Origin of the sequence: Rhodoblastus sp. (genome assembly GCF_019449565.1) — a bacterium.
In the GTDB taxonomy this organism is placed as follows: Bacteria; Pseudomonadota; Alphaproteobacteria; order Rhizobiales; family Beijerinckiaceae; genus Rhodoblastus.
In genome coordinates this window covers 140,376-166,379 of the sequence record NZ_JAGRPM010000084.1, presented here as the reverse complement: position 1 = coordinate 166,379, position 26,004 = coordinate 140,376, and the positions used below count along the sequence as shown (strand labels likewise).

Annotated in this window: 29 protein-coding genes, 1 tRNA gene and 1 pseudogene; 19 read left to right on the top strand and 12 right to left on the bottom strand. The window is 63.9% G+C overall.

The genetic code is table 11. From position 1 onward, the window contains the following. Positions 1 to 239 precede the first annotated feature (239 nt). Both QZ409_RS19850 and QZ409_RS19845 read right to left on the bottom strand, forming a co-directional pair. Positions 240 to 794: pseudogene (locus tag QZ409_RS19850) on the bottom strand (integrase core domain-containing protein); the annotation flags it as partial. Between the two features lie 481 nt (positions 795 to 1,275). Further along, a tRNA-Ala gene (locus tag QZ409_RS19845) sits at positions 1,276 to 1,351 on the bottom strand. Between the two features lie 137 nt (positions 1,352 to 1,488). On the opposite strand from QZ409_RS19845, the gene QZ409_RS19840 reads away from it, so the two are divergent. The 3 genes from QZ409_RS19840 to QZ409_RS19830 all read left to right on the top strand — a co-directional run bounded on the left by QZ409_RS19840 (position 1,489) and on the right by QZ409_RS19830 (position 3,273). Continuing rightward, the gene (locus QZ409_RS19840) at positions 1,489 to 1,806 is read left to right on the top strand and encodes a YggT family protein (RefSeq protein WP_296714820.1); all 318 of its coding nucleotides are present in this window, start codon (positions 1,489 to 1,491) and stop codon (positions 1,804 to 1,806) included. Further along, complete coding sequence (locus QZ409_RS19835) at positions 1,803 to 2,126, top strand: DUF167 family protein (RefSeq protein WP_296714818.1); 324 nt, start codon at positions 1,803 to 1,805, stop codon at positions 2,124 to 2,126. The genes QZ409_RS19840 and QZ409_RS19835 overlap by 4 nt, the downstream gene beginning before the upstream one ends. Before the next feature lie 97 nt (positions 2,127 to 2,223). Then, a complete protein-coding gene (locus tag QZ409_RS19830) occupies positions 2,224 to 3,273 on the top strand; it encodes a MaoC family dehydratase (RefSeq protein WP_296714815.1) in 1,050 nt (349 codons plus the stop codon). A gap of 64 nt (positions 3,274 to 3,337) precedes the next feature. Here the strand turns inward: QZ409_RS19830 and QZ409_RS19825 are convergent, their stop codons facing one another. Continuing rightward, positions 3,338 to 3,529: a hypothetical protein gene (locus QZ409_RS19825; protein ID WP_296714813.1), complete on the bottom strand. Its 192-nt coding sequence runs from the start codon at positions 3,527 to 3,529 to the stop codon at positions 3,338 to 3,340. 268 nt (positions 3,530 to 3,797) lie between these two features. After that, the gene (locus tag QZ409_RS19820; RefSeq protein ID WP_296714811.1) at positions 3,798 to 4,712 is read right to left on the bottom strand and encodes a phospholipase; all 915 of its coding nucleotides are present in this window, start codon (positions 4,710 to 4,712) and stop codon (positions 3,798 to 3,800) included. A 256-nt stretch (positions 4,713 to 4,968) separates the two neighbouring features. Here QZ409_RS19820 and sdhC point away from each other — a divergent pair, with 256 nt between their 5' ends. The 4 genes from sdhC to QZ409_RS19800 all read left to right on the top strand — a co-directional run bounded on the left by sdhC (position 4,969) and on the right by QZ409_RS19800 (position 8,574). Continuing rightward, a complete protein-coding gene (gene sdhC / locus QZ409_RS19815) occupies positions 4,969 to 5,382 on the top strand; it encodes a succinate dehydrogenase, cytochrome b556 subunit (RefSeq protein WP_296714809.1) in 414 nt (137 codons plus the stop codon). A 10-nt stretch (positions 5,383 to 5,392) separates the two neighbouring features. Then, on the top strand, positions 5,393 to 5,782 hold the full coding sequence (gene sdhD, locus QZ409_RS19810; RefSeq protein ID WP_296714807.1) for a succinate dehydrogenase, hydrophobic membrane anchor protein: 390 nt from the start codon (positions 5,393 to 5,395) through the stop codon (positions 5,780 to 5,782). A gap of 66 nt (positions 5,783 to 5,848) precedes the next feature. Continuing rightward, positions 5,849 to 7,693 carry a succinate dehydrogenase flavoprotein subunit gene (gene sdhA / locus QZ409_RS19805; RefSeq protein ID WP_296714805.1) on the top strand — a complete coding sequence of 615 codons (1,845 nt, stop codon included), beginning with the start codon at positions 5,849 to 5,851 and terminating at the stop codon, positions 7,691 to 7,693. Positions 7,694 to 7,794: 101 nt separating this feature from the next. Beyond that, positions 7,795 to 8,574, top strand: a complete 780-nt coding sequence (locus QZ409_RS19800; protein WP_296714804.1) for a succinate dehydrogenase iron-sulfur subunit — start codon at positions 7,795 to 7,797, stop codon at positions 8,572 to 8,574. A gap of 122 nt (positions 8,575 to 8,696) precedes the next feature. On the opposite strand, the gene QZ409_RS19795 is transcribed toward QZ409_RS19800, so the two are convergent. The 3 genes from QZ409_RS19795 to argJ all read right to left on the bottom strand — a co-directional run bounded on the left by QZ409_RS19795 (position 8,697) and on the right by argJ (position 11,224). Beyond that, a complete protein-coding gene (locus tag QZ409_RS19795) occupies positions 8,697 to 9,284 on the bottom strand; it encodes a GNAT family N-acetyltransferase (protein WP_296714802.1) in 588 nt (195 codons plus the stop codon). Positions 9,285 to 9,562: 278 nt separating this feature from the next. Continuing rightward, the gene (locus QZ409_RS19790; protein ID WP_296714799.1) at positions 9,563 to 9,964 is read right to left on the bottom strand and encodes a (deoxy)nucleoside triphosphate pyrophosphohydrolase; all 402 of its coding nucleotides are present in this window, start codon (positions 9,962 to 9,964) and stop codon (positions 9,563 to 9,565) included. A 12-nt stretch (positions 9,965 to 9,976) separates the two neighbouring features. Next, complete coding sequence (gene argJ / locus QZ409_RS19785; RefSeq protein ID WP_296714797.1) at positions 9,977 to 11,224, bottom strand: bifunctional glutamate N-acetyltransferase/amino-acid acetyltransferase ArgJ; 1,248 nt, start codon at positions 11,222 to 11,224, stop codon at positions 9,977 to 9,979. Positions 11,225 to 11,398: 174 nt separating this feature from the next. Here argJ and QZ409_RS19780 point away from each other — a divergent pair, with 174 nt between their 5' ends. From QZ409_RS19780 to QZ409_RS19765, 4 genes are read left to right on the top strand one after another with little or no spacing between them, the layout of a single operon-like run. Then, complete coding sequence (locus QZ409_RS19780; protein WP_296714795.1) at positions 11,399 to 12,337, top strand: metallophosphoesterase; 939 nt, start codon at positions 11,399 to 11,401, stop codon at positions 12,335 to 12,337. 9 nt (positions 12,338 to 12,346) lie between these two features. Further along, complete coding sequence (locus tag QZ409_RS19775) at positions 12,347 to 12,712, top strand: cytochrome c family protein (RefSeq protein ID WP_296714793.1); 366 nt, start codon at positions 12,347 to 12,349, stop codon at positions 12,710 to 12,712. A 17-nt stretch (positions 12,713 to 12,729) separates the two neighbouring features. Next, positions 12,730 to 13,257, top strand: coding sequence for a sigma-70 family RNA polymerase sigma factor (locus QZ409_RS19770; RefSeq protein WP_296714791.1), 528 nt, complete (start codon positions 12,730 to 12,732; stop codon positions 13,255 to 13,257). Continuing rightward, on the top strand, positions 13,254 to 14,021 hold the full coding sequence (locus QZ409_RS19765) for a hypothetical protein (RefSeq protein WP_296714790.1): 768 nt from the start codon (positions 13,254 to 13,256) through the stop codon (positions 14,019 to 14,021). Before QZ409_RS19770 ends, QZ409_RS19765 begins: the two co-directional genes overlap by 4 nt. Before the next feature lie 36 nt (positions 14,022 to 14,057). Here the strand turns inward: QZ409_RS19765 and QZ409_RS19760 are convergent, their stop codons facing one another. Then, entirely contained in the window at positions 14,058 to 15,032 is a 975-nt protein-coding gene (locus QZ409_RS19760) for a peptidylprolyl isomerase (RefSeq protein WP_296714788.1), read from the bottom strand. A 141-nt stretch (positions 15,033 to 15,173) separates the two neighbouring features. Here QZ409_RS19760 and QZ409_RS19755 point away from each other — a divergent pair, with 141 nt between their 5' ends. From QZ409_RS19755 to QZ409_RS19730, 6 genes are all read left to right on the top strand, one after another. Beyond that, the gene (locus tag QZ409_RS19755; RefSeq protein WP_296714785.1) at positions 15,174 to 15,410 is read left to right on the top strand and encodes a hypothetical protein; all 237 of its coding nucleotides are present in this window, start codon (positions 15,174 to 15,176) and stop codon (positions 15,408 to 15,410) included. A 123-nt stretch (positions 15,411 to 15,533) separates the two neighbouring features. Further along, entirely contained in the window at positions 15,534 to 17,126 is a 1,593-nt protein-coding gene (locus tag QZ409_RS19750; protein WP_296714783.1) for a glucan biosynthesis protein D, read from the top strand. Between the two features lie 120 nt (positions 17,127 to 17,246). After that, positions 17,247 to 17,390: a hypothetical protein gene (locus QZ409_RS19745; RefSeq protein WP_296714782.1), complete on the top strand. Its 144-nt coding sequence runs from the start codon at positions 17,247 to 17,249 to the stop codon at positions 17,388 to 17,390. Beyond that, positions 17,387 to 18,154, top strand: a complete 768-nt coding sequence (locus tag QZ409_RS19740) for an ABC transporter ATP-binding protein (RefSeq protein ID WP_296714779.1) — start codon at positions 17,387 to 17,389, stop codon at positions 18,152 to 18,154. The genes QZ409_RS19745 and QZ409_RS19740 overlap by 4 nt, the downstream gene beginning before the upstream one ends. A gap of 28 nt (positions 18,155 to 18,182) precedes the next feature. Next, positions 18,183 to 19,181, top strand: a complete 999-nt coding sequence (locus QZ409_RS19735; protein ID WP_296714777.1) for a WD40 repeat domain-containing protein — start codon at positions 18,183 to 18,185, stop codon at positions 19,179 to 19,181. A 91-nt stretch (positions 19,182 to 19,272) separates the two neighbouring features. After that, complete coding sequence (locus QZ409_RS19730; protein ID WP_296714776.1) at positions 19,273 to 20,997, top strand: CHAD domain-containing protein; 1,725 nt, start codon at positions 19,273 to 19,275, stop codon at positions 20,995 to 20,997. 3 nt (positions 20,998 to 21,000) lie between these two features. Here the strand turns inward: QZ409_RS19730 and QZ409_RS19725 are convergent, their stop codons facing one another. The 3 genes from QZ409_RS19725 to QZ409_RS19715 are packed head-to-tail and all read right to left on the bottom strand — an operon-like array spanning position 21,001 to position 22,992. Further along, on the bottom strand, positions 21,001 to 22,158 hold the full coding sequence (locus tag QZ409_RS19725) for a glutathionylspermidine synthase family protein (RefSeq protein WP_296714775.1): 1,158 nt from the start codon (positions 22,156 to 22,158) through the stop codon (positions 21,001 to 21,003). Then, entirely contained in the window at positions 22,155 to 22,592 is a 438-nt protein-coding gene (locus QZ409_RS19720) for a hypothetical protein (RefSeq protein WP_296714773.1), read from the bottom strand. The genes QZ409_RS19725 and QZ409_RS19720 overlap by 4 nt, the downstream gene beginning before the upstream one ends. A gap of 4 nt (positions 22,593 to 22,596) precedes the next feature. Next, entirely contained in the window at positions 22,597 to 22,992 is a 396-nt protein-coding gene (locus QZ409_RS19715) for a DUF350 domain-containing protein (RefSeq protein ID WP_296714836.1), read from the bottom strand. A 161-nt stretch (positions 22,993 to 23,153) separates the two neighbouring features. Here QZ409_RS19715 and QZ409_RS19710 point away from each other — a divergent pair, with 161 nt between their 5' ends. Together QZ409_RS19710 and QZ409_RS19705 are read left to right on the top strand one after the other, a co-directional pair. Beyond that, positions 23,154 to 23,885, top strand: a complete 732-nt coding sequence (locus tag QZ409_RS19710) for an NAD-dependent deacetylase (protein ID WP_296714770.1) — start codon at positions 23,154 to 23,156, stop codon at positions 23,883 to 23,885. 110 nt (positions 23,886 to 23,995) lie between these two features. Next, a complete protein-coding gene (locus QZ409_RS19705; protein WP_296714768.1) occupies positions 23,996 to 24,643 on the top strand; it encodes a 2OG-Fe(II) oxygenase in 648 nt (215 codons plus the stop codon). A gap of 15 nt (positions 24,644 to 24,658) precedes the next feature. On the opposite strand, the gene QZ409_RS19700 is transcribed toward QZ409_RS19705, so the two are convergent. Beyond that, a complete protein-coding gene (locus QZ409_RS19700; protein ID WP_296714767.1) occupies positions 24,659 to 25,705 on the bottom strand; it encodes a glycosyltransferase family 4 protein in 1,047 nt (348 codons plus the stop codon). Positions 25,706 to 26,004: the final 299 nt, after the last annotated feature.

Here is a 26,004-nt window from a genome sequence, read left to right as displayed (position 1 = left end):
AGGTTGCTGAAGGTTGCGCCAAAGACCTTGCGTCTGTCCGCCGAGGCTGGCGAAATTGCAGCGATCCATCCGTTTCCAGAGGGCCCATGGATATTTGCCCGCGGCGCCTTGGCTGCGCCAACAGCCCGATCAATCACCGACCGCGCGCGCCTGAACCCCAAATACCCCGCAGGATCGGATCCAGCGCAGCAAAATCTATTCCCTTCAACCACATAGACAGATGGGTGTTCTATTGCGCAGTTGTAGTCTCTACGCCATTCCTCCATTTTCTCCCTCGCGTCATCGAGGCTCATGAACCAGTGGGCATTGAGGCATTCCGCCCGGAACTTGCCGTTGAACGACTCGATGAAGGCATTGTCGGTCGGCGTGCCGGGGCGCGAAAAGTCGAGCACGACATCCTTCTGATAAGCCCACAGATCAAGGTCGCGCGAGATGAACTCGGAACCCTGATCGACCCGGATCGTCTTCGGATAACCGACACTCTTGCAGATCCGCTCCAGCGTCAAGACCACGTCTTCGCCCCGATAGCTGAAACGCGGATCGACCGCAGGCGAGAAGCGCGAGAAGGTGTCGACAATGGTCGGAACTCGAAGCTTGCGGCCCGTCGCCAGCCAGTCGTGAACAAAATCAATCGCCCAAGTTTCATTATGCTGCATGGCGACGCATCGATCATCCCGCAGCTTGGCCTTCACGCGCCTCTTCGGGGTCTCGTTCCGCAATTGCAGGCCAAGATCTTTATATAGCAGATAGATCCGCTCGGCGTTCACCGCCCAGCCTTCTCGCCGCGACAGTACGCGAATGGGATGCTGCGGATCGTGACTCGGGGAGAGAGGGCGGATGATGGGTAGGTGAACCCGGCGAGGCGGCGCCCTCGATCGCGAAAAACTGCCTGAGGGCTCCGACGCCAAATCTACCGGGCGTTTCCCCGAAAATTACGTCGCTGCTGACCTATTGCTGACCCAGCGAGCAATAGTCTCAGAAAAGCGAAAGCCCTGGAAGCTGAGATTTTCAGCATTTCCAGGGCTTTTGAAATGGTTGGCGCGATAGGGACCGAACCTGTGACCCCTATGATTCGGTACCGGACAATCTGCTGGGATCAGCGTTTGCTTTTATTGCAGGATTCTGCGGGACGCGTACTGGCAGCCCAACCGCGTTGGTGTTTCATGGCGACAAACGCCGTCGCATCCAATCTCACGCCAAAAGTGGGGCCGAGAGTGGGGCCGATCATGCGGAGCGCAAATTTCCACAATTATTTCAAATGCTTATGGAATTTTTTGGTGGAGCTGAGGGGATTCGAACCCCTGACCTCTGCAGTGCGATTGCAGCGCTCTCCCATCTGAGCTACAGCCCCGTTCCGGAGCGGGTGTTTAGGGCGCGCGCGCTTTCCTGTCAATCTGCACGAGAGATTTCCGCGCGAATTTCCGGAAAACTTGTTTACGCGCCTGCAAAGCTTTAAAAAGCCGCATCCGAACCTGGACCGGAGTCGCAATGTCCGCCGCCGCTTTCATCATTCCCGTGTTCCGGGTGCTCGATATGGCCCTCGACCTCTATTGGTGGGTCATCATCATCATGGCGGTCATGTCCTGGCTGCTCGCCTTCGACGTGATCAACATGCGCAATGATTTCGTCCGTTCGATCTGGAACGGCGTCAATGCGCTGACCGAGCCGGCGCTGCGTCCGATTCGCCGCTTCCTGCCGCCGATCGGCGGCATGGACATTTCGCCGATCGTGCTGCTGCTGCTGCTCTCCTTCATTCAGATGGAGCTGAACGCGCTCGCCCGGGCCCTGATCGCCTCGACGGTGTGACCTCCGACGGCGCGCCCTTCTGGAGCCGCCGCGCGGACGGCATTGACCTCCATGTGCGGCTGACGCCCAAATCCTCGCGCGACGCGCTGGAAGGCGTGGAGACGCGCGCTGATGGCGCCCGCGCGCTCAAGGCGCGGGTGCGGGCCGTTCCCGAGGATGGCAAGGCCAATGACGCGCTGATCGCCCTCGTCGCGAAATCCCTCAAGGTCCCGGCCTCGCGCATCCGCCTGACCTCCGGCGCGACCTCGCGCCAGAAAACCCTGTTTCTGGAAGGCGATCCCGACGCGCTGGCGGAACGGCTGCTGGCGCTGCTTGCCTGAGCGCGGACCACAAAGGCGCCATTGCCAACACGCGCCGCCATGCCCTAAACGCAGAAGAGCGATTTCGCGCCGCAATTCCATGGGCTTGGGGGCACAGATGAGCAAGACCAATTCGGGCAATTTCTTCGAGGACTTCCAGCTCGGTCAGGTGATCGTCCATGCGACGCCGCGCACCGTCACCGTGGGCGACGTCGCCCTTTACACCGCGCTTTACGGCCCCCGCTTCGCGGTCCAGTCCTCGGACGCCTTCGCCCATTCGATCGGCTATCCGAAAAGCCCGGTCGACGATCTGCTCGTGTTCCACATCGTCTTCGGCAAGACCGTGCCGGATATTTCGCTCAATGCGGTCGCCAATCTCGGCTATGCGGATTGCCGCTTCCTCGTTCCCGTCTATCCCGGCGACACACTCTCCTCCACCTCCGAGGTCATCGGCCTCAAGGAAAACTCCAACGGCCAGACCGGCGTGGTCTATGTTCGCTCGCGTGGCTTCAACCAGCGCGGCGATTGCGTGCTCGAATATGTGCGCTGGGTAATGGTGCGCAAGCGCGATCCCAATTCCCCGGCGCCGGCGGAGGTCACGCCGCAGCTGCCGCGCGCGCTGGCGCCCGACCAGCTCGGCGACGCCTGCCCAGTCATCGACCCGCGCAAATATGATTTCGCTTTGTCGGGCTCGCCGCATCGCTGGGGCGACTATCTGCCCGGCGAGCGCATCGACCATGTCGACGGCATGACGGTTGAGGAGGCCGAGCACCAGCTCGCCACCCGCCTCTACCAGAACACCGCCAAGGTCCATTTCAACCAATATACCGAGGGCCAGGGCCGCTTCGGCCGCCGCCTGATCTATGGCGGCCATGTCATTTCGCTGGCCCGCGCGCTGAGCTTCAACGGCCTCGCCAACGCCTTCCATATCGCGGCCATCAATGGCGGACGCCATGTCAGCCCGCTCTTCGCCGGCCTGACGGTCTTCGCCTGGACCGAAGTGCTGGAGCGCGCCGAAATTCACGGACGCGACGACGTCGGCGCCCTGCGCCTGCGCACGATCGCGACCAAGGACCAGCCCACGGCCGCGCACCCCTTCAAGCAGGGCGAGGGCTACGACCCGAGCGTCATTCTCGATCTCGACTATTGGGCGCTGATTCCACGCTGAAGGCGGACAACAAAAAACCCCGCGACACTGTCGCGGGGTTTTTTCGCGCCGAGGCGAAGGCAGATCAGCCCGCCGTGAGCATCACGCAGAGCACGAGCATCGCGGCGGCGCCAAAAATGGCCAGCGCGCCGATGCCGGCGAGGCCGACCGTGAAGCCGAGAACGACGGCGGCGACGATCAGAAGCAGGACGACCGCCACAAAGATCTTGGTGTCGGTGGCTTCGGTATTGTCGGCGGGGTGGGCGTCGCTGCTCATGGGAAACCTCGGGTTGTGGCGGCCTGCGCCGGATCTGTCCGAAATGTCGAAAAAGCCGCCGGACACAAGGGTGCGGCAATCTGACGCAGGCGAAGGAAAGCGCGCCGCGCCACGCGCGCGGCCTCGCGTGCTTTTGCCATAATACGGATTTCGCTAAAAAAAAAGAGGGCCTAAAGCCCTATTGCCGAATCCTAATCATGTCATCGCGACGCGGTCGCAATGACATGGATCAATAAATTTGAATTCCAGAATGAATACGCGGCGCCGTTCAGGCTCCGTTGCGCTTGAGGAAGTCCCACACCGTGCGGCTGGCGTCGAAATCGTTATTTTCGCCTCCAACCGGCTCAATCTGCGGATCGGACTTGTGGCCCGGGATGCGATGGCCGCCGCCATCGACGCGAATCATTTCCACCGGCGCCTTGCAACCAGCATAGGTCAGGATATAGGCCCTGGAGTGGTCGTTCTTGTCGCGGTCAGCGATCGGGTGGTCTTCACGCCGCGCGCCGCAGCCGTTAATTCGGGCGAAAACCGCCAAGGCCCCTTCCGTGGACAAGCTGTTGAAGGCGGTTTCCGAAAAAACCGTCTTGCCCCCGGCATAGGGAACCAGCGGGTCGGCCTGACCGCTGACCGATATATAGGCGAGCGGCGCCGATGGCGCGCAATTGGCCAGATCGTCCGGCATGGCGGAAATCAGCGTCGCCAGCCCAGCCACCGGGCGGCCAATTCCGGCGCAGGCGGCGCGATAAGCGAAGGCGCCTCCGGATGAGACGCCGACAAGGAAAATCTTGCGCGGATCGACGGAGCCCTCGTTGACGTAATGATCCACCAGATCGCGCAGGAATTTGAGATCGCGATCGGCTTCCGGTCCGGGATTTGCGGGCCAACCGCCATTGAGCGCTTCTGGATAGACGAAAATCGGCGCATTCGATTGCGCGGCCCCCTCAAGCCCCAGCCCATGCCGGACGCGAGAGCCAAGTCCGCCGCTACGATGCAGCACGATGATCAGCGGCCGACGGCGCATTTTCAGTCGCTCGCGCACCACCACCACGGCGGAACGCGAAATGCCGCCGGATTCGATGGTCAGCCGCGCGGAGGCCGATGCCTGATCCGGGAGGCAAAACAGGATTGCGGCGGCGGCCAACAGGCCAGCAAGCGGGAACCGTCTGGTAGAAAAAGGTTTCAACTGCGAATTCTCCAACGGCATAAGGTTTCGCCGGTTTGCACTGCGAAAGCAAGCATTCGAACTGGCCGTCCCACTCAAATGCATGATTTTCAGGCGCCTAATTTACATCGAATGGTTGAGGGAGTTGTCATTGCGCGGCGCACGCGTTTCGATTAGTGAATGTTTCCGACCTCTTAGGTTTCATTCAGGTTCCATGGGCGCGACCCGCGCTCCGCGGACCCTCGCCAACTCAGTCCGAACAGGAAGGGTGATTTCCATGGCCGAGGCCGATCCCAGCTCGATCCCGCTGGAGCAGCGCCGCCCGCTCTCTCCGCATATGCAGATCTACAAGTGGTCGCCGACCATGGCCGCCTCGATCGCGCATCGCGCCACGGGCGCCGCTCTTTACGCCGGCACTCTTTTGCTCGCGGCCTATCTGCTCGCCGCCGCCGGCGACGCCCACAGCTTCAATTTCGCCTCGGCCATTTTCGGTTCCTTCCTCGGCCAGCTTGTCCTGTTCGGCTATACTTTCGCCCTTCTGCTCCACCTGATGGGCGGCCTGCGCCACGCGATCTGGGACGCCGGCAAAGGCTTCGACCCCGAAAGCCGCGACCGGCTCGCAATAGGCTCCTTCGCCGCCGCCGGCGTTCTCACGGTCCTGTTGTGGATCGTCTCCTTCATCATCCGCTGAGGCTCGCTCCATGGCTCAGAAATCCACTCTCCTAACGCCCCGCGCGCGCGTCAGCTTTCTAGGATCAGCCAAGTCGGGCACGCATCACGCCTGGCTGATGCGGCTGACCTCCTTCGCGCTGCTGCCGCTGACGATCGCCTTCATCCTGATCGTCCTGTCGCTCCCGGGCCGTGACTTCCAGAGCGCGCGCATCCTGCTCGGCTCGCCCTGCCCCGCCATCCTGCTGCTGCTCTTCGTCAGCGTCGGGATCTATCACATGACGCTCGGCATGCAGGTCATCATCGAGGACTATATCCACGGGGCGCACGCCAAGCATTTGGCCCTGATGGCCAATACCTGCTTCGGCCTCGTCCTCGGCGCGGCTTCCGTTTATGCGGTGCTGCGCCTCAGCTTCACCTGATTTTCCGTCCCGGGCGCGGCTCTCCGCCGCCCCGGCGTCCGCAATTTCTCGCTAAGGGTTCATCCAATGGCATCGAACGACGCCCCGGCCCAAGGGGCTCCCCAGCCGGCCATCGGCGGCAAGGCCTATCCGATCGTGGACCACACTTTCGACGTCGTGGTGGTTGGCGCGGGCGGCGCGGGTCTGCGCGCCACCGTCGGCTGCTCGCAGGCGGGCCTGCGCACGGCCTGCATATCCAAAGTCTTCCCCACGCGTTCGCACACCGTGGCGGCCCAGGGCGGCGTCGCCGCCTCGCTCGCCAACATGGGGCCGGACAACTGGAAATGGCACATGTATGACACCGTCAAGGGCTCCGACTGGCTCGGAGACCAGGACGCGATCGAATATCTCTGCCGTAACGCGCCCGCCGCCGTCTATGAGCTGGAGCATTGGGGCGTGCCCTTCTCCCGCACCGTGGATGGCAAGATCTACCAGCGTCCGTTCGGCGGCATGACCACCGATTTTGGCCGCGGCCCGCCCGCGCAACGCACCTGCGCCGCCGCCGACCGCACCGGCCACGCCATGCTGCATACGCTCTATGGCCAGGCCCTGAAGAACTCGACCGAGTTCTTCATCGAATATTTCGCCATCGACCTGATCATGGACGCCGAAGGCCGCTGCCGTGGCGTCGTCTGCCTGAAAATGGATGACGGCACGATCCATCGCTTCCGCGCCCAGCTCGTTATCCTGGCGACCGGCGGCTATGGCCGCTCCTATTTCTCCGCCACCTCGGCCCATACCTGCACCGGCGACGGCGGCGGCATGGTCCTGCGCGCGGGTCTGCCGTTGCAGGATCTCGAATTCGTGCAGTTCCATCCGACCGGCATTTATGGCGCGGGCTGCCTGATCACCGAGGGCGCGCGCGGCGAAGGCGGCTACCTGACCAATTCGGCCGGCGAGCGCTTCATGGAGCGCTATGCGCCATCCGTGAAGGATCTGGCGCCGCGCGACATGGTCTCGCGCGCCATGACCATGGAAATCCGCGAAGGCCGCGGCGTGGGCAAGAACAAGGATCACATCTTCCTGCATCTTGACCATCTTGATCCGAAAATCCTGCACGAACGCCTGCCCGGCATTTCGGAAAGCGCCAAGATCTTCGCCGGCGTGGACGTCACCCGCGAGCCGATCCCGGTCCTGCCGACCGTCCACTATAATATGGGCGGCATCCAGACGAACTATCACGGCGAAGTGCTGACCAAGAAGGGCGACAACCCCGACGTGGTGGTGCCCGGCCTGATGGCGCTCGGCGAGGCGGCCTGCGTGTCCGTCCATGGCGCGAACCGTCTCGGCTCCAACTCGCTGATCGATCTCGTGGTGTTCGGCCGCGCCGCCGGCCTGCGCGCCGCGGAAATCGTCAAGGCGGGCGCCAAGCAGGACAATCTGCCGGAGAACTCGGCGGATCTCGCTTTGTCGCGCCTCGACCATTACCGCCACGCCAATGGCGGCACGCCGACCGCCGATCTGCGCCTACGGATGCAGAAGGTCATGCAGAACAATTGCGCGGTCTATCGCACCGGCGAAGTTCTGGAGGAAGGCGTCAAGCTGATCCACGACGTGTGGCAGGGCCGCGACGATCTTCGCGTCACCGACCGTTCGCTGATCTGGAACTCGGACCTGCTCGAAACGCTGGAGTTCGATAACCTGATCGTGCAGGCGGCGGTCACCATGGTTGGCGCCGAGAACCGCAAGGAATCGCGCGGCGCCCACGCCCGAGAGGATTATGCGAACCGCGACGATGTCAACTGGATGAAGCATACCCTGGCGACCATCGATGACGCGGCCAAGACCGTGAACATCGATTACCGTCCGGTGCATAACTACACCATGACCGACGAAGTCAGCTATATCGAGCCGAAAGCCCGCGTCTACTGAGGTCGATCCCGGCCGGGGCCAAGCCCCGGCCCATCATTTCTCGCCAAATTTCTCGCCAAGAAACTCGCCCTCGGGCGGCGCGATGAGAGAGAGCAATCCCGATGGTTGAACTCGCACTACCGAAGAACTCCGTTGTCGGCCGCGGCAAGAGCTGGCCCAAGCCGGCCAACGCCAAGAAGGTCACCGAATTCCAGATCTATCGCTGGAACCCGGATGACGGCCGCAACCCGTCGATCGACACCTATTATGTCGACCGCGACGATTGCGGTCCGATGGTCCTGGACGCCCTGCTCTATATCAAGAACCAGGTCGATCCGACGTTGACGCTGCGGCGTTCCTGCCGCGAAGGCATTTGTGGCTCCTGCGCCATGAATATCGACGGCGAGAACACCCTCGCCTGCACCCGCGCGATCGATGACGTGAAGGCGCCGGTCAAGATCTATCCGCTGCCGCATATGCCGGTGGTCAAGGATCTTGTCCCGGACCTGACCAATTTCTACGCCCAGCACGCCGCGATAGAGCCCTGGCTCAAGACCTCGACCCCGGCGCCGGAAAAGGAATGGCTGCAATCTCCCGAGGACCGCAGCAAGCTCGATGGGCTCTATGAGTGCATCCTCTGCGCCTGCTGCTCGACCTCCTGCCCGTCCTATTGGTGGAACGGCGACCGCTATCTCGGTCCGTCCGCCCTGCTGCAGGCCTATCGCTGGCTGATCGACTCCCGCGACGAATCGACCGGGGAACGTCTCGACAATCTCGAAGACCCCTTCCGGCTCTATCGCTGCCACACCATCATGAACTGCGCCCGCGCCTGCCCGAAGAGCCTCAACCCGGCCAAGGCGATCGCGGAAATCAAGAACATGATGATCGAGCGGCAGGTCTGATCCTGCCGCACATCATCCAAACGCAAAAGGCGCGCCGTGAGGCGCGCCTTTTTCATGGATCATTCCGGGGTCATTTCGGGTTCATGGGCCGGTCGCCGGGGGCGGCAGGCCCATTCTTGTCGTTACGCGCGCGGCTGCAGCGAGAACACGCGGGTCTGCAGATCGAGCATGGCCGTGGCGAAGCTCGTCGCATTATCGGCGAATTCGCTCCACACCGAAGATGGAGTCGGCTCACGCGCGACCAGCTTCCCGGTCATGTCATCCGTCTCGAAGCGCAGGTCGGCGGAGAACTTCTTCGCCAGGGCTTGCATCGCGGCGTTGCTGGCGAGGCACGACATATAGAGCGCGTCGGCGCGACGGTTGCGGGCTGCGCGCACGATGCGGGACATCAGCTCGGTACCGACGCCGCGGCGGCGCCAATCCTTCTCGACGCTGAACGCCGCCTCGACGGAACCGCCGATGATATTATTGCCGACTGCCCGCAATTCGCCGGCGCCGCGCAGGACGCCATCGACGTAATAGCCGTAGATCACATCGTCGATGCCGAAGCAGCGCTCGGCGTAGCGGATCAGAAAATCGTCGTTGACCGACATTGCATAGCGGTCAAACCGGCTCTGCGCGTCGAGGCGCAAAAGATGCTCACGAAACGCCGAGAGATCGGCCGGCCATAATCTGCGTATGACCCCGCCATGGATCATCATATGTTCCATGTGGTTATTCCTTGTCCTTCTGCGGCAATGCGCCGCTGTTGCTCGGACCTCCGAAAACGCTTCCTCACGCTTGGCTCAATATGTTGCATCGCAACATAAAGTTCAAGCCCGAACTTTAGGCATTTTTGTGCATTGATTCCGTTATGAATTTTGCACATTTTGCGCCTGCGCCTTCTTTTCGCGCCACCTATCAGGGAGCGATTGAAGCCCCCTTAATGCTGCGTTGCGAAAGCTATTTATGCGCGAAAGCATGAATAGTTCCTGAATGAACCGCATTTTCAGGCCAGAAGCTCGATCAGGGCCGGAATGAGCGGCTCGTCAGCCGGGGGCATGGGCATGTCCCGCAATTGATTCGGGCGCAGCCATTTCAGCGCCTGGCCCTCGCGGGAGGCGACGAAGCCCTCCCAGCGCCGGCAGACATAGAGCGGCATCAGCAGGTGAAAATCCTCATAGGCGTGGCTGGCGAAGGTCAAGGGCGCGAGACAGGGCTCCTTCACATTGACTCCCAGTTCCTCGCGCAATTCGCGAATCAGCGCCTGTTCCGGCCGCTCGCCCGCGTCCACCTTGCCGCCGGGGAATTCCCAGAGACCCGCCAGATTCTTCCCCTCGGGCCTCTGCGCCACCAGCACGCGATTGTCGGCGTCGATCAAAGCCGCCGCAACGACTAGAAGAAGCTTCATTTTAAGAGCGCCTCAGGAGCGGTAATCGCCATTGATGGCGACATATTCCTTGGTCAAGTCGCAGGTCCAGACCGTCGCCTCGCCCTTACCGATGCCGATATCGGCGCGAATCATGATCTTGTCCTGCTTCATGACCGCGCTCGCCGCCGCCTCGTCATAATCCGGGTCGCGGCGGCCATCATGAGCGACGCGGATATCGCCGAACCAGATCGAGAGCAGGTCGCGCTCGGCCTTTTCGCCGGCCTTGCCGACCGCCATGACCACGCGGCCCCAATTGGCGTCCTCGCCCGCCGCCGCCGTTTTCACCAGCGGCGAATTGGCGATGGAAAAGGCGATTCGCTTGGCCGCCTTGTCGTCCTCGGCCCCGGTCACTCGCACTTCGATGAATTTGCGGGCGCCTTCGCCGTCGCGCGCTACCTGCTGCGCGAGATCGAGCAAAACATCCTGGAGCTTCGCTGTAAAATCCTTGAGGCGCTTGTCGCTCGCCTTCTTGACCTTCTTCTGCCCACGCTTTTCCGCCGCGCCGGTGGCGAACAGCATCAAGGTGTCGGAGGTCGAAGTGTCGCTATCCACCGTCACGGCGTTGAATGTGGTCTTGACGCCCTTGGAGAGCAGTTTTTGCAGCGCTTCGGAGGAAATCGCGGCGTCGGTGAAGACATAGGACAGCATGGTCGCCATATCCGGCGCGATCATGCCCGCGCCCTTGGCCATGCCATTGATCGTCACCTCGACGCCGTCGATTTCGGCCTTGGCGGTAGCGACCTTGGGAAAGGTGTCAGTGGTCATGATGGCGCGAGCGGCGTCGAGCCAGCCTTCGGGACGCGCCTCACCCGCCAGGCGGTCCAGCACGCCCTCGAATTTTGCGGCGTCGAGCGGCTCGCCGATCACGCCGGTCGAGGCGAGGAAGATCTCGTCCTCATCGGCGCCGACCGCCTTGGCCGCCAGCTTCGCCGTCAGCTCGGTCGCCTCGCGCCCGGCCTTGCCGGTGAAGGCGTTGGCGTTGCCGGAATTGACCACCAAAGCGCGGGCGCGGCCGCCGCGCAGGTTTTCACGGCACCAATCCACCGGCGCGGACGGGCATTTGGAAGTGGTGAAGACGCCGGCGACCGTCGCCCCATGGTCGAATAGGGCCAGCAGCACATCGGTGCGGCCCTGATAACGGATGCCGGCGGCGCCAGCGGCGAGACGCACGCCGTCGAGCGGCGGAAGCTCGGCGAAAGTCTTTGGCGCGAGGGGAGAGATGGGGGCGGCGGCGGCCATGGGATAGTCCCTTCAGATTAACGGCGGGCGGATTAGTCGTCGCCTTGCTCCTGGGCGTCAAGTCGCATCGGCGTCGCAGGCCGGCATTTTTGTGCGGAATTTTTTCCGCCCCGGGGAATAAAACGGCCTTCGCCCGAGTCTCTATCGCGCAACCCCTGCGATGCGGAGAGATTCATGTCCAAACATGACGAGGCGATGAAGGCCGGGCCAAGCCGCCGGCGACTCCTGGAATGCATGGCCTGGACGGGCACGGGCATGGTCTGGAGCTTCGCAGGCGGCGCGCCCGCTTCGCGCCTGCTTGGCTCGGCGCAAGCGAAGGACGCAGGCTTCACCTTCGTCCAGATTTCCGACAGCCATATCGGCTTTGACAAGCCGGTCAATCCAGATCCCGCCGCCACCCTGAACGAGGCGCTCGATAAGATCGCCGCGCTGCCGGCGCCGCCCGATTTCATTATCCACACCGGCGACATCACCCATCTCGCCGCGCCGGAGCAATTCGACATCGCGCTGCAAAACATCGCGCGACTGAAGCGCGACGTGCATTACGCCCCTGGAGAGCATGACATTCTCGATGCGGCCACGGCCAAGGCCTATATGGAGCGCTTCGGCAAGGGCGCCCGCGACGGCGCCTATTATTCCTTCGACCACAAGGGCGTGCATTTCATCTCGCTCAATAATGTCACCGATCTCAAGGCCAATGGACTTGGCTCTCTCGGCGGCCCCCAGCTCGCATGGCTCGCCGACGATCTGAAAGACAAGACGGATTCCACGCCCATCGTCGTGTTCTGCCATATTCCGCTGTGGACCATTGCGCCCGAATGGGGCTGGGGCACGCAGGATTCGCTGGCCGCGCTCACGCTGCTCGCCCGCTTCGGCTCGCTCACCGTGCTCAACGGCCACATCCATCAGACCATGCAGAAGATTGAGGGCAACGCGACCTTCCATACCGCGCGCTCGACAGCCTTTCCGCAGCCCGCGCCGGGAACGGCGCCTGCCCCGGGCCCCTTGAAGGTGCCGCCGGGGCAATTGCGCAGCGTGCTCGGCATTACAGACGTCACCTATGCGCCGGGCAATGCACGCCTCGCGATCACCGATTCGACGCTGGCGGGTTGAGGGCGGGCCATGTTCAAATTCATGCTGCCGCTGGCGCTCGGCGCCGCCTTCTCCGCGCCCTCCGCCGCCTTAGCGGCGGACGACGCGATACGTGGCGAGGCCCTGTATGAGGGCTGTCAGGACTGCCATTCGCTGGACAAGAATGAAGTCGGCCCGCGCCATCGCGGCGTCTATGGCCGCAAAGCGGGATCGCTGCCGGATTATTCCTATTCCGACGCGCTCAAAAATTCGAAATTTGTCTGGGATGACAAGACTCTCGACCAATGGCTGGCCGATCCGCAAAAATTCCTGCCCGGAGCGAAAATGTTCTATCATCTCGACAATGAGCAGGATCGCGCCGACGTCATCGAATTTCTGAAAACGCGCGCCCGCTGAATTGGAGAGCGCCCCTTGTGACGGCCAGCGAATTGGCGCGGCGGCGCTTCACCGCAGTCGCCCTGCCCCATCTCGACGCGGCTTATTCCCTTGCCAAATCGCTGGCGGGCAATGGCGCGGACGCGGAAGACATTGTGCAGGAGGCCTGCCTGCGGGCGCTAACGGCGCTTGAGACGCAACAGGTCGAAAAGCCGCGCGCGTGGATGCTGACGATCACACGCAATGCCGCATTGACTTTCCTGTCCCGCCGCGCGCCGCCAAGCCCGGCCGATGTCGGCGATCTCGAACGCGACGGGCGGCTTTCGGCCGCCGAGCCCGGCCCCGACGCTGAGGCGCGGCTCATCGCAGCCGACGAAAGCTCGGCCCTGCGCGGCGCGCTCGCCGAATTGCCGCTGGCCCTGCGCGAAACCCTGCTGATGCGCGCGGTGCACGGCCTGAGCTATCGCGACATCGCAGCGGCGACAGCGGCGCCGGTCGGCACTGTTATGTCGCGCCTTGCCCGGGCCCGCGCGGCTCTGTCGCAAGTCTTGGGAGGAAAAAAGTGACGGAGGCGGACGACAAAGCTCTGCGGCTTCATGCGGCGTTGGACGGCGAACTCGACGCCGCCGGCATGCTCGCATTCGAGCGCGCCTGCGCCGAAGATCCGGCGCTTGCCGCCGAATTCGCCCGGCTGGAGTCTGTGGAGGAGGCCTTGCGCCGAGCCGCGCCGATCGAGCCCGCTCCGGCGCATCTGCGCGCCCGCATGGCCGCGCTTGGCGCGCCGCAGCGCCGGCGGTTTTGGTCCGCGCCGCCGCGCGCTTTAGCCGCCAGCCTGCTTCTCGGCGCTTTCCTTGGCTATGGCGGCGCCCTGCTGCGCCCGGCGCCGCCGCAAGACGAGCGCGCCCTGGTCTCGGCCTTCATGCGCACGCAGATCGGCGGCCAGAGCGTGGATGTCGCTACGAGCGACCGCCATGTCGTGAAACCCTGGCTCGCCACCCGCGCGCCGCTGGCCGTCGCCGCCGTGGACCTCGCATCCGCCGGCTTTCCGCTCATCGGCGGGCGGGTCGAGGCGTTGGATGGCCGAATCGCGCCGACGCTCGTCTATCGGCGCCGCGAACATCGCATTGAAGTGACGGAACTGCCGCTGTCCGGGCGCGCCAGCGAAAACATCGAGACCAGCCGGTTCGACGGCTATCATGTCGCGCGCTGGAGCGATTTCGACCGTTCTTATGTCGCCGTGACCGATCTGCCGGAAACCGAACTGGCCGATTTCGTGGCGGCGTTTCGCGCCGCCGTCGCGGCCGAGCGGGAAGAGCCGCGCGCCAAATGAGAAGCCCCGCCGGAGCGGGGCTTCTCGATTTGTGGCTTACTTCTTCGGCGTTGCAGCCGGCTTGGCGGCGTCCGGCTTGGGGGCATCGGCTTTAGGAGCATCCGCCTTGGGCGCCTCGTCCGCCTTGGGCTCGTCCGTGCGGGTGATCTTGGCAGCCTCGCGCAGTTTCAGAATCGCCTCGCTCTGGGCGCGTTGGGCGACGAAACGCTCAAGCTGATCCTTGACTTGATCCATCGGCGGGAACGGGCGCGTGCGCTTGTCCAGCACCTTGATGACATGCCAGCCGAACTGGGTCTTGACCGGATCGGACACCTGACCGGGTTCGAGCTTGTAAGCGGCGTCGGCGAATTCCGGCACCATGCGGTCCTTGGTGAACCAGCCGAGATCGCCGCCCTTGGAGCCGGGGTCCTTGGACAATTCATCGGCGAGCTTGCCGAAATCCTCGCCGGCCTTGAGCCGCTTCTCGACCGTCTTGGCCTCTTCCTCGGTCGGGACGAGAATGTGCAGGGCGTGAACCTCGATTTCCGGCTTCTGCGCCTTGGCGGCCTCGTCATAGGTCGCCTTCATCGCGGCTTCCGTGGTGCTGTCCTTGGCGACCTGGCCGAGATAGCCTTCCATCAGCAGCTTTTCGCGATAATAAATCATTTTTTTCTGGAAATCGGGCGTCTGGTCCATCTTGTCCGAGATCGCCTTCTGGGTCACCAGTTTGAGGTCGATGACATAGTCCAGCAGCGCCTTGTCGCGGGCGGCGTCGTTCATCTGCTTGGGCAGGGTCGAGCCGACGTCCTCGCGCGCCTGAGCGACGTCCAGTTCGGTGATGTCGGCGCCATTGACGGTCGCCAGCACCTTGTTCGTGGCCTTCGCGGGCGCTTGAGCCGGGGCGGGCGCTTGAGCCGGGGCGGGAGTCGGAGCAGGAGTCTGGGCCAGCGCGGGCGTCAGCGCCGTCGCGCAGAACGAAAGGACAAGCGCGGCGCGGCGAACGCCAATGAAGGGGGAGGCGGAACGGGCCATCTGGTCATTTCTTCCTGATGAAGCGGCGCATCAGCCGCGGACCGGGGCTTTCTGCCCCAAAACGCGCCTCGCCACAAGCGGCGCAACATTGCCACGGGCTTAACTCTGGTTTAGATCAGTTCCTCAAACAGGATCGCTGGCATGCCCGAGAAAAAGCCCATCAACTGGACCAATGCGCGCACACTGGCCGCTCTGGCCATCCTCGTCGGAACGGAGCTGGTCGGCGCCTCATGGGCCGCCGGCTGGGCGTTGGGCGGCCTGTTCCAACTCGGCGCGGGCTGGGCCCGGGGCATTGAGCTCGTCTTCGTCGCGATCGGCTTCTTCGGCCTCTATTATTTCATGCGCACAGCCATCGCGCATGAGCCCGTCCGCCGCTGACCGCCAGCTGCGCGCAAGCTGAAAGCTGCGCCGCCCTCAACCGAAGAAAAACCTTTTTCGGCTAGTCTGGCCGTTCCGCCCGGCCCTCAAGGCCGGACGCCGAACCGATTCCGGACAAAAGCCATGACCAGAACCCTCGATCGACGGACCTTGTGCAAAACGCTCGCTCTCGCATCCGTCGCGGGGCTGGCCGGAGCGGGCGGCGTCCCCGCGCTCGCCGCCGCGCCGGGGCTGAAGCTCGGCCCGGCGCAGCCCTTTTCCTTCGAGACGCTGAAGGCCCAGGCCAGGACCATGGCCGGCGAGCCCTATCGCGGCCCGGCGACCCCCGCGCCCGAGCTGCTGCAAACCATCGACTATGACGCCTGGGGCAAGATCCGCTTCAACGATTCCTTCGCTCTCTATGCGGAAGGGTCGAACCGCTTCCCCGTGACCTTCTTCCATCTCGGCCGCTTCTTCAAAAAGGCCGTCGATATCTATGTGTTGGAAAACAATAGCGCGCGCGAGATCATCTACGATCCGAGCTATTTCGACATGCCGGCGGATTCCCCGGCCCGGCAATTGCCGAAGGGCGCCGGTTTCGCCGGCTTCCGCTTTCAGGAAGCCAAGGATTCGCAAAAATTCGACTGGCACAAGAACGACTGGGTCGCCTTCCTCGGCGCCTCCTATTTCCGCGCCATCGGCGAATTGCACCAATATGGCCTTTCCGCGCGCGGCGTCGCCATCGACACCGCCGTAGCCGACCGCAACGAGGAATTCCCCGACTTCACCAAGATCTATATCGGGCCGCAATCCGGCGATTCCGTCACGGTCTATGCGCTGCTCGAAGGGCCGAAGATCGTCGGCGCCGTGAAATTCGTGATGACGCGCGGCGAAGGCGTGGTCATGGACATCGACCAGGCCTTTTTCCTGCGTGGCGACATCATCCGCTTCGGCGTCGCGCCGCTTACCTCCATGTACTGGTTCTCGGAAGCCGCCAAGCAGAACGCCGTGGACTGGCGCCCGGAAGTGCATGATTCCGACGGCCTCGCCATGTGGACCGGCTGGGGCGGGCGGCTGTGGCGCCCGCTCAACAATCCTCCGCATGTCATGGCCTCGGCCTTCAGCGACAATAACCCCAAGGGCTATGGCCTGTTGCAGCGCGACCGCGTGTTCGATCATTACGTCGACGGCGTCTATTACGACCGCCGCCCGAGTCTCTGGGTCGAGCCCAAGGGCGATTGGGGCAAGGGCGCGATCCATCTGGTCGAACTGGCGACCGATGACGAGATTCACGACAATATCGTGGTGATGTGGGTTCCCGCCGCACCCGCCGTCGCGGGATCGGAATTCAACTTTTCCTTCCGCCTGCATTGGCTCGCCGACGAGCCTTTCCCCAGCGGCCTCGCCAAGGTCGTCGCCACCCGGCTCGGCAATGGCGGCCAGCCCGGCCAGCCGCGCCCGAAAGGCGTCCGCAAGTTCATGATCGAATTTCTCGGCGGGGCGCTGGCCGACCTGCCCAAGGGCGCGAAGCCGGAACTGGTCGTGGAGACCTCGCGCGGGCATCTGGGCGATTACCAGATGATCGAGGCCGTGCCGGACGAAGTCCCCGGCCATTGGCGCGTGCAATTCGACGTCGCGGGAATCGAAGGCAAGGACCCAGTGGAGCTGCGCGCCTTCCTGAAGCTCGGCGACAAGCCGATCTCGGAAATCTGGATGTTCCAATATCATCCGTTCTAAGAGATTTCTTTCCAGTGCGCACGGAAGCTGAGGCCGCTTCCGATTGACAGCGGCGGCGCTTTCGTCGTCAAACGGCGTCTCGCCGCCAGCGTGGATCGCGACAGGGAGGCAGGTCGAAACATGCATGCGCACGATCACGCCGCCCCGCCCGCGCGCCACGAGCCGGGTTTCTCGCTGCTGCGGCTCGCGGTAGGCCAAAGGCTCGCCATCGTTCTGGCCGCTTTGGTCCTGCTCTGGAGCGGCGTCTATTGGGCCTTGTCATGACCGCCCCAAAAATCGCCCCAAAACCCGCCCCTCTGGTCACGCTGCGCAATGTCACCCTCGGATATGACCGCCATCCCGCCGTCCATCATCTTGACGGCGAGATCGCGCCGGGCGCACTGCTCGCAGTCTGCGGCCCCAATGGCGCCGGCAAATCGACCTTGTTCAAGGCCCTGACAGGCGTCTTGAAGCCGATGGGCGGAACCATCGACCTTGGCGGCGCGCGGACCCGCGACATCGGCTATCTGCCGCAGGCCGCGCAGGTCGATTTGAGCTTTCCCATCGACGTGTTCGACATGGCCGCCATGGGCCTGTGGCGGCGCATCGGCCTGTTCGGCGGTCTGTCGCGCGCCGACGAGGCCAAGGTCCATGACGCGCTGGAAACCGTGGGACTCGCCGGATTCGAGCGCCGTCCGATCGGCGCGCTCTCCGGCGGCCAGACCCAACGCCTGCTGTTCGCGCGCCTGTTGTTGCAGGACGCCTCGCTGATCCTGCTCGACGAGCCTTTTTCCGCCATCGACGAGCGCGCCGTGCGGGACCTTCTCGCCCTCATCGCGCGCTGGCATCAGGAAGGCCGCACCGTGGTCGCCGTCCTGCATGATTTTGCGATGGTGCGCGCCCATTTCCCCGAGTGCCTGCTGCTGGCGCGCGAGAAAATCGCCTGGGGTCCGACCGAACACGCGCTTTCCAGCGAAAGTCTCGCCCGCGCCAGAATGATGATCGAAGCCTTCGACGACAAGGCCGCAGCCTGCGGGCGCGCCGCCTGAACAGGGCTGAAATTAACGGAACCCCTTCATGAGTCCTTCCTCCCTTACCGAATATGTCACGGCGATCGAAGCCGGCGCGGAAATCGTCGGCGCGGGCTTTCTCGGCCGCACGCCCGCCTTCGCCTTGGCGGACGGAACCGTCCTGCTTGCGGACATTGGCGAGGAACGGCGGGTCAAGGCCCATGAGGACGGCGCCATTCTGGTCGCCGCATTTGACGGCGCTAAACTCTATACCGGCGGCGACGACGGACTGGTCACGGCGACCGACGCCGCAGGCAAGACCGAGACGATCGCCAAGGAAAAAGGCTGGATCGACGCGCTGGCGTGGCGGGCCGATGGAGCGCTGGCCTGGTCGAGCGGCAAGAACGTCCGCGCCCGCGACGCCAAGGGCGAGATCAAGGGCTGGACCGCCCCCTCCACCGTTCGCGGCCTCGGCTTCTTCCCCAAGGGCTACCGCCTCGTCATCGCCCATTACAACGGCGCGAGCCTGTGGTTTCCCAATACCGCCGCCGCGCCGGAAAGTTTGAGCTGGAAAGGCTCGCATCTCGACGCTGTCGTCTCGCCCGACGCCCGTTTCGTCGTGACCTCCATGCAGGAGAATTCCCTGCATGGCTGGCGCCTCGCGGATCGCAAGGACATGCGCATGTCCGGCTATCCGGCCAAGACGCGGTCGCTGTCCTGGTCGCAGGACGGCGACTGGCTCGCGACCTCCGGCGCCGACGGTTGCATCGTCTGGCCTTTCTCGGGCAAGGACGGGCCGATGGGCCAGCCGCCGCGCGAATGTGGCGTGCGGCCGAATGTGCTGGTGACGAAAGTCGCCTTTCACCCCAAGGCCCTGCTGGTCGCAATCGGCTATGACGACGGCTGGATCCTGCTGGTGCGGCTCTCCGATGGCGCGGAAATTCTTGTCCGCAGGACGGAGAACGAGCGCGACGCCATCACGGGTCTCGCCTTCGACGCCACCGGCGGACGGCTGGCCTTCGGCACGAAAGGCGGCAAGGCCGGCGTGCTCGATTTTCCGGCCTAAAGGCAGGAATTCTTATTTTCGTTCCGCCCGGAACGAAAAAAGCGGCGGCATTTTTCCTGAAAACGGCTTAGTATGAAAAGCAGGCGCCTGAATGCGCCCTCTCTGCCTGTCGCGCTCTGTCTATCGCGCTCCGACGGGCCGCCGGGCGCAGGCCGTCATTTCCATTCAAGCCGAGCCTCTCGTGACCGATATCGAAACGCTGCCCGAACCTCAGGTCGAAACCCCGGTCGAGTCAAAGGCGGACGCCGCTCCTTCCGCGACGCCGGATTCGCCTGACGCCAAGCCGGCGGCTCCCCCTCCCCAGGAAGTTGAGATCAAGTTCACGACCGACGCCGCAGGCCTCGCCGCCGCGCTCGCCTCGCCCCTGCTGCGCGTCGAGGGCGCGTCGCCCGCGCGCAAGCTGATCTCGATCTATTTCGACACGCCCAACTGGGACCTCAAGAAGCGCAAGATGGCCTTGCGGGTGCGGCGCAGCGGACGTGGCGCGCCGGTCATGACGCTGAAATGGCCGCTGCAAACCATGGGCGATTCCTTCACGCGCGGCGAGATCGAGGTTAAGGCGAGCAAGATGGAGCCCGATCTCGCGCTGTTCGACGCCGATGTTGCGGCCGGCCTGCGCGAGATCATTGGCGACGCCCCGCTCGAAGCCAAATATGAGACCCGCGTCAGCCGCGTCACGCGCCTGATCACGCGCGGAGCGACCAAGATTGAAGCCGCTTTCGACGACGGCCTCATCCACGCCAGCGGAAAGGAACTACCGCTGCGCGAGGTCGAGCTGGAGCTGAAATCCGGCCTGCCGCAAGACCTGCATGATTTCGCCGCGCTTCTGGCCGAGGCGCTGCCCTTGCGTCTCGACCTCGTCAGCAAGGCGGAGCGCGCCTCGCATTTCTGTCTTGGGAGCGAGCCGAAGCCGGTCAAGGCCAAGCCTGCCGCCCTTCCGGGCGACGCCAATCTGGACGAGGCCACCGCGCAGATCATTCTCGGCGCGATTGATCATTATCTCGCCAATTGGGCCTCGCTGCGCGTCAGCGACGCCCCCGAATCCATCCATCAGATGCGCGTCGCGCTGCGCCGGTTGCGGGCGGCGCTCGGCATGCTCAAGCGCGCCATCCCCTGCCCCGAATTTGAAGAGTTCCGCGCCGAGGCCAAGGAGCTGGCGACGGCGCTTGGCGCCGCCCGCGACAGCGACGCCCTGCGCGAACTGATCGAGGACGGGCCGATGGGCCATTTCGGCGAGCGCAAGGATTTCGCTCCTCTGCTCGACGCGCTCGAACAGCGCCGCGCCGCGGCTTACGCCGATTCGCGCGCGCTGATCGAATCGGCGCGGCCCACCCTGTTCGTGCTCCGGCTCAGCGCTTTCGTCTCCCGACGCGGCTGGCGCAACGCCGTCAATGGCGCGCAGCTGACGACTTTGACCGAGCCCGTGGCGCTTTTCGCGGCCCAGGCGCTCGACCGGCTCCATGAGCGCGTGCTGAAACGCGGCAAGAAACTCGTGACTTTGCCGGACGAGAAACGCCATGAAGTGCGCATCGCGCTGAAGAACCTGCGCTATGGCGCGGAATTCTTCGCGTCCTGTTTCGAGGATCAGCGCGACTCGACGCCTTTCGTCCGCGCGGCGGCGAATTTGCAGGAAATTCTCGGCGCGCATAATGACGCGGCGAGCGCCGACCATTTCCTTAGCCAGTCGCACGCGACCGAGGCGGCCCGCGCCGCCGGCATCGTCTCTGGCTGGTATGCGCGCGGCGCGCTGATCGCTGATGAAGGTCTGGCGAAGGAGTGGAAGCGCTTCAAGAAGCTGCGGCCCTTTTGGCGCTAACACCTAATCCACTATCGCATGAGGGATGAAGCGCGAGCGGTTGCCCGTGATGGGCGAGACGTCCTCGCGCAGGCCGAGTCCCGCCGGCTCGTCGCCGACCAGCCAGCAGCCGCAGACCGGATAATTGCCGGAAAAATCTGGCAGGGGATTGAGCGCCTGCCGCACAAAACGCCCGCCATAGGCGAGGTCCGGGCCCGTGACGACCCCGTCGCCGTCGTGCAATTCGACATTGCCGCCCTCGCGAGAAAACAGCGGCTTGCGCGCGAAGCGCGCTCCAAGTTCTGCGGCGCGTGGATCGTCCTCGAAAAAGCACGGCAGCAGATTGGGATGGCCCGGCGCGATCTCCCAGAGCAGCGCCAGCACGCCCTTGTTGGACAGCAGCATTTTCCACGCCGGTTCAATGAACCGCGCCGCGCGCAGTTCGGGCGCCTTGCCGAAACCCTCGCCGAACATCCATTCCCATGGATAGAGCTTGAACATCAGAGCGATGTCGCGGCCCGAGCGGTCAATGAAGCCGCGACCCGGCGCCAGGCCGATGTCGCCCATGTCGATCAGGCTGGTCTGCAAGCCCGCCTGACGGGCGCATTCCTCGACATAGGCCGTGGTCCCGGAATCCTCGACGCTGTCGCGGAGGCAGGAGAGATGGAGAAAGCGCCCCGCGCCGATACGTGTCCAGCGCACGATCAGCTTCTCATGCAGGGAATTGAACTGGTCGGCGCCCCGAGGCAACTGCCCGGAGGCGATCATCTGCTCCAGCCAGAACCATTGCACGACGGATGATTCGAATAGGCTGGTCGGCGTGTCGGCATTATATTCCAGCAATTTTGGCGGGGCCTTGCCGTCATAGGCGAAATCGAACCGGCCATAGAGCGTGGGGTCGCGGCGATTCCAGCTTTCCGCGATAACGTCGCGCGCGTGGTCGGGCACGCCAAGCCGCTCCATCATGCGCTCGGTGACCATGATCCGCCGAATGAGTTCGTGGCACAGCGCCGCGAGTTCGCTTGTCGCGGCTTCGAGGTCGTCCTCAATCTCGCGGCGCGAGAAGACATAGCGGACCGATTCGTCCCAATAGGTTTCGCCGTCGATATGGGCGAAGGCGAAGCCGATTTTCGCCGCCTGTTCCGCGAAATCCGCGCGAACGGCCGAGGCCTCGCGCCTCATCCGCCCGCCCCGTGGAAGCCGCCGCCATGGAGGCCGCCAAAAGAGCCGGCGTGGACGCCGCTCTCGCCGGTCGCGCCGAAGCCGCCGAAGGAGGCCGCATGTTCGCCGGTCCCGCTTGAGCCGCTGGAGCCATACCAGTGTCCGCTGCTCCCGCTGTGGCCGCCGCCATGTCCGCTGCTGGAATGGCAGGCCGGCGCATTGGGGTCATTCGGATCGGCGTTCGGGCAATTCTCCCTGTGCAAAGCCTGATAGGTTGCGAGGCCGCCAATGGCGCCCACGCCGCAGACGCCGACGATGATCGCGAGCGAGCGCAGCCGGCGGCGGTCTCGCGGCGGCTCGCCGCCGAGGCCCTGCGGCGCGTGATAGACGATCGGCGGCGGGTTGATCTTTTGCGGCGGATTGCGCCGTCCGAACGGCTTGGCTGGAGGCGCCATCGGCTCAGGGGCTCATGCAGGCGGCGGCGAGCAGCCCGGACGCGATCGAGACCGAGGCGACCCAATAGGCCGAAGCCAGGGCGTTCTGCTCGATGGCGTTCGACAGGCCGGGATGGAGCAGCCGCGCCACGCCATAGGCCAGGAACTGGCTAAGCATGGCGATCAGGCCCCAGACCATGAATTCGAGCGCGCTCTGGGTGTTGTGGACCGCCCCCGCGAGCGCAAGCGCGAAGCCGATCAGCGCGCCGCCGAAGGCGAGGCCGGCGGACGCATTATGCTGACGCACGATCAGGTCGAATTCGTCATGCGCCGTCAGCCGCGTGTAAATCAGCCCGAAAACGACGCAATAGCCGATCGCGCCGAAGAAATAGGCCGCAAACGCGACGAGGCCGGAAAACATGCCGGGCAAGCGGAGCTCCCCTGAGAAATCGAGAGCGCGAAGGAGAGGCCACCGCGCGGGAGGACGATAGTCGCGCTCCCGTCGCCTGACAATTGTGCGACCAATGGTTTGCCGCTTTTGCCGCTCCGTGATTAACTGAAGCTTCACTTCGCAAGGGCGCCATGACCCCCGAGCCTCAGCGCCGCCTCATCGTCTTCACCGGCAGCGGCATTTCCGCCGATTCGGGCCTCGACACCTTCCGCACCTCCGGCGGCGAAAGCCTGTGGGCGCAATATGACCCGGAGGTGGTCTGCAATTTCGACTGCTGGGAAGAGAATTTCGAGCTGGTCCATGAATTCTATTCGCGCCGGCGCGAGGAACTCGCCCATGTCGCGCCCAACAAGGCCCATTTCCTCGCGGTGGATTGGGAGAAGCGCTATAACGCCGAACTCATCACGCAGAATGTGGACGATCTGTTCGAGCGGGCCGGCGCGCGCTATGTCATGCATGTGCATGGCTTCCTCTCTGCCATGCGCTGCGTCTCCTGCGGCGCGCAATGGCTGTTCGGCTACCGGCGCTTTGACCCGGCGGGCGACCGCTGTCCAAAATGCGAGCGCATGGAAAGCGTGAAGCCCAATGTGGTGTTCTTCAACGAGCCGGCGCCGCGCTATGCGCAAATGTGGAAAAGTCTCGAAAGCCTGACGGAAGGCGATGTGTTAGTGGCCATCGGCACTTCCGGCCTGGTGCTGCCGATCGGCCAGATCGCCCGCCGCTGCCCCGCGACCACGATCCTTTCCAATCTCGAATCCGCCGAAACGCCGCGCGATGAGGATTTCGACCATGTCATACATGGCCGCGCAGCGGAAATCGCGCCGAAACTCGACGCGCTGGTCACGGAATTGATGGAAAACTGAGGCGCAAGGCGGGTTGACGCATTTTGACAGGCGCCGGACCCACGCTTATAAACCCGATCCTCCGCGCGGCTGTTTTGACGATGGCCGCCAACGCAGCGGGAGCCGGCTCGATGACCTTGCGCTTTATGGATCTGGACGCCTTCAAGGCGACGCCTTTGACGCGGGAGCCGTTTGAATTCCTGACGGTTCCGGGTTTTCTCAGCGCCGAGGCCTGCGCGGAAATCAACCGGGACTATCCTAAAATCAGCGAGAGCGGCAGCTATCCCGCCGCCCAGCTGTCTTTCGGACCCGCCTTCCAGACCTTTCTCGATGAATTGGCGAGCGACGAGTTTCGCGCCGCCTTCGCGGAAAAATTCGGCGTCGATCTCACCGGCCGGCCGCATACGATCACGGTGCGCGGCCGCTGCAGTCCCCGGGACGGCCGCATCCACACCGACACCAAGAGCAAGATCCTGACGATCCTGATCTATATGAACCCCGAATGGGAACATGCGGGCGGGCGCCTACGGCTGCTGAAATCCGACGCCGGGCTCGACGATCCGATCATGGAAGTGCCGCCCGCCGCCGGGACGCTGCTGGCGTTCAAGCGTTCCGACAATTCCTGGCACGGCCACGAGCCTTATTCAGGCGAGCGCCGCGTGATCCAGTTCAATTGGGTGACCTCGGAAGGCGACCGCCGCATCGCCATGCTGCGGCATCATCTGTCGGCGGCGGTCAAGCGCCTGTTCGGCAAGACTCCCGAACAGCCCTACGCCTGAGCCTGCTCGCGCGGTTCAGGCCTTCGTCCAGATCTTCTGATAGACGTCGATGATTTCGTCGACCTCGCGGTTGCGGTTGAAGGCGTCCATGACGCGCGCCCGCGCTCGCTCGCCAATGCCGGCAATCTGTTCCGGCGCGCGCATCAGCGGCTCGATCGAGCCGGTCAAGGCCTCGACGTCGCCCGTCGGCGCCAGCACGCCGGTCACGCCATCGTCGATCACCAGTTCGGCCGCCCCGGCGCGGGTCGCGACCACCGCATTGCCCGCCGCCATTGCCTCCAGCATGGTCAGGCCGAAACCTTCGACGCGCGAGGCGAAGACATAGATCGAGATGCGCTTATACCAGGCGGGGACGTCCTCAATGGGCAGCTCGCCCAGAAAGCGGATGCGCTCGCTCAGGCCCGCCGCCGCGATATCCGCCTTGAGCTTGTCCACGAAAGCGACATTGTCCGCCGTGATCAGGCCGATGACGACGGCGGTGAAATCCGGATATTTCGGCAGTAGCCTCAGCATGGAGGCGACGAAGAGATCGATGCCCTTCTGCTTGCGCACCCGCCCAAAGACGCCGATGCCATATTTTCCTGGCAGCCCCGTCGCGGCGAAGGCGGCCTCGCGGTCTTCCGGCGGCTTGTAGCTTTCCAGATCGATGCCGTGATGGATGACTTTGGCGGGACGCTCCAGAAAGGACGCCGAGATTTCGCTGGTGGCGATAATCTCGTCCATCTGCGAAATGAGAAAGCGGGTATAGGCCGAGTGGCGGCGCTGGCCGGCGGAATTGAAGATCACGGAAAAACGCCAGCCGAGCCATTTCAGCACCAGCCCGACGAGCATTTCGACATTGCGGCGGGCGTGCCAGATACGGACCTTGTGCTGCTTCGGCGGCTGGAAACGCAGCCGCAGCAGATCGAGCACGGATAATTGCGCAATTCCCGCGGGCGCGTCGGGTCCGAACCAGACGGCGTCGAGCTTGCTGGCGATCAGTGGCGCGATGGTGCGGTTGACCGCCGTGCCGCCCGAATAGCGCAAGCTCAAATTGGGGATGATGACTTCGATCTCGTCCAAAATCCGGTCCTCGAATATGCAATCCGCCGCGCCTGTCGAGGGCGAATAGCCTATCGGCGGCTTTTGCGAAACCGCTTTGTGAAAATGACGCGGCGCGCCGGGGTTTGGGACAAATTCCCGAACCAGCGGTGAATAAGGCCCTCAATGCCCGGGATTCTTTGAAGTTTTTCGCTTTGCGCGCGAGTGCTAGAAAAGCATCAGGTCGCGGCGGACAACGAAATGCGCCTCATCATCGCCTTTCGCCTCCCACAGTTCATATCCGTCGCGACCGATTGCTCGACGAAGGGCCAAGGCGGCTC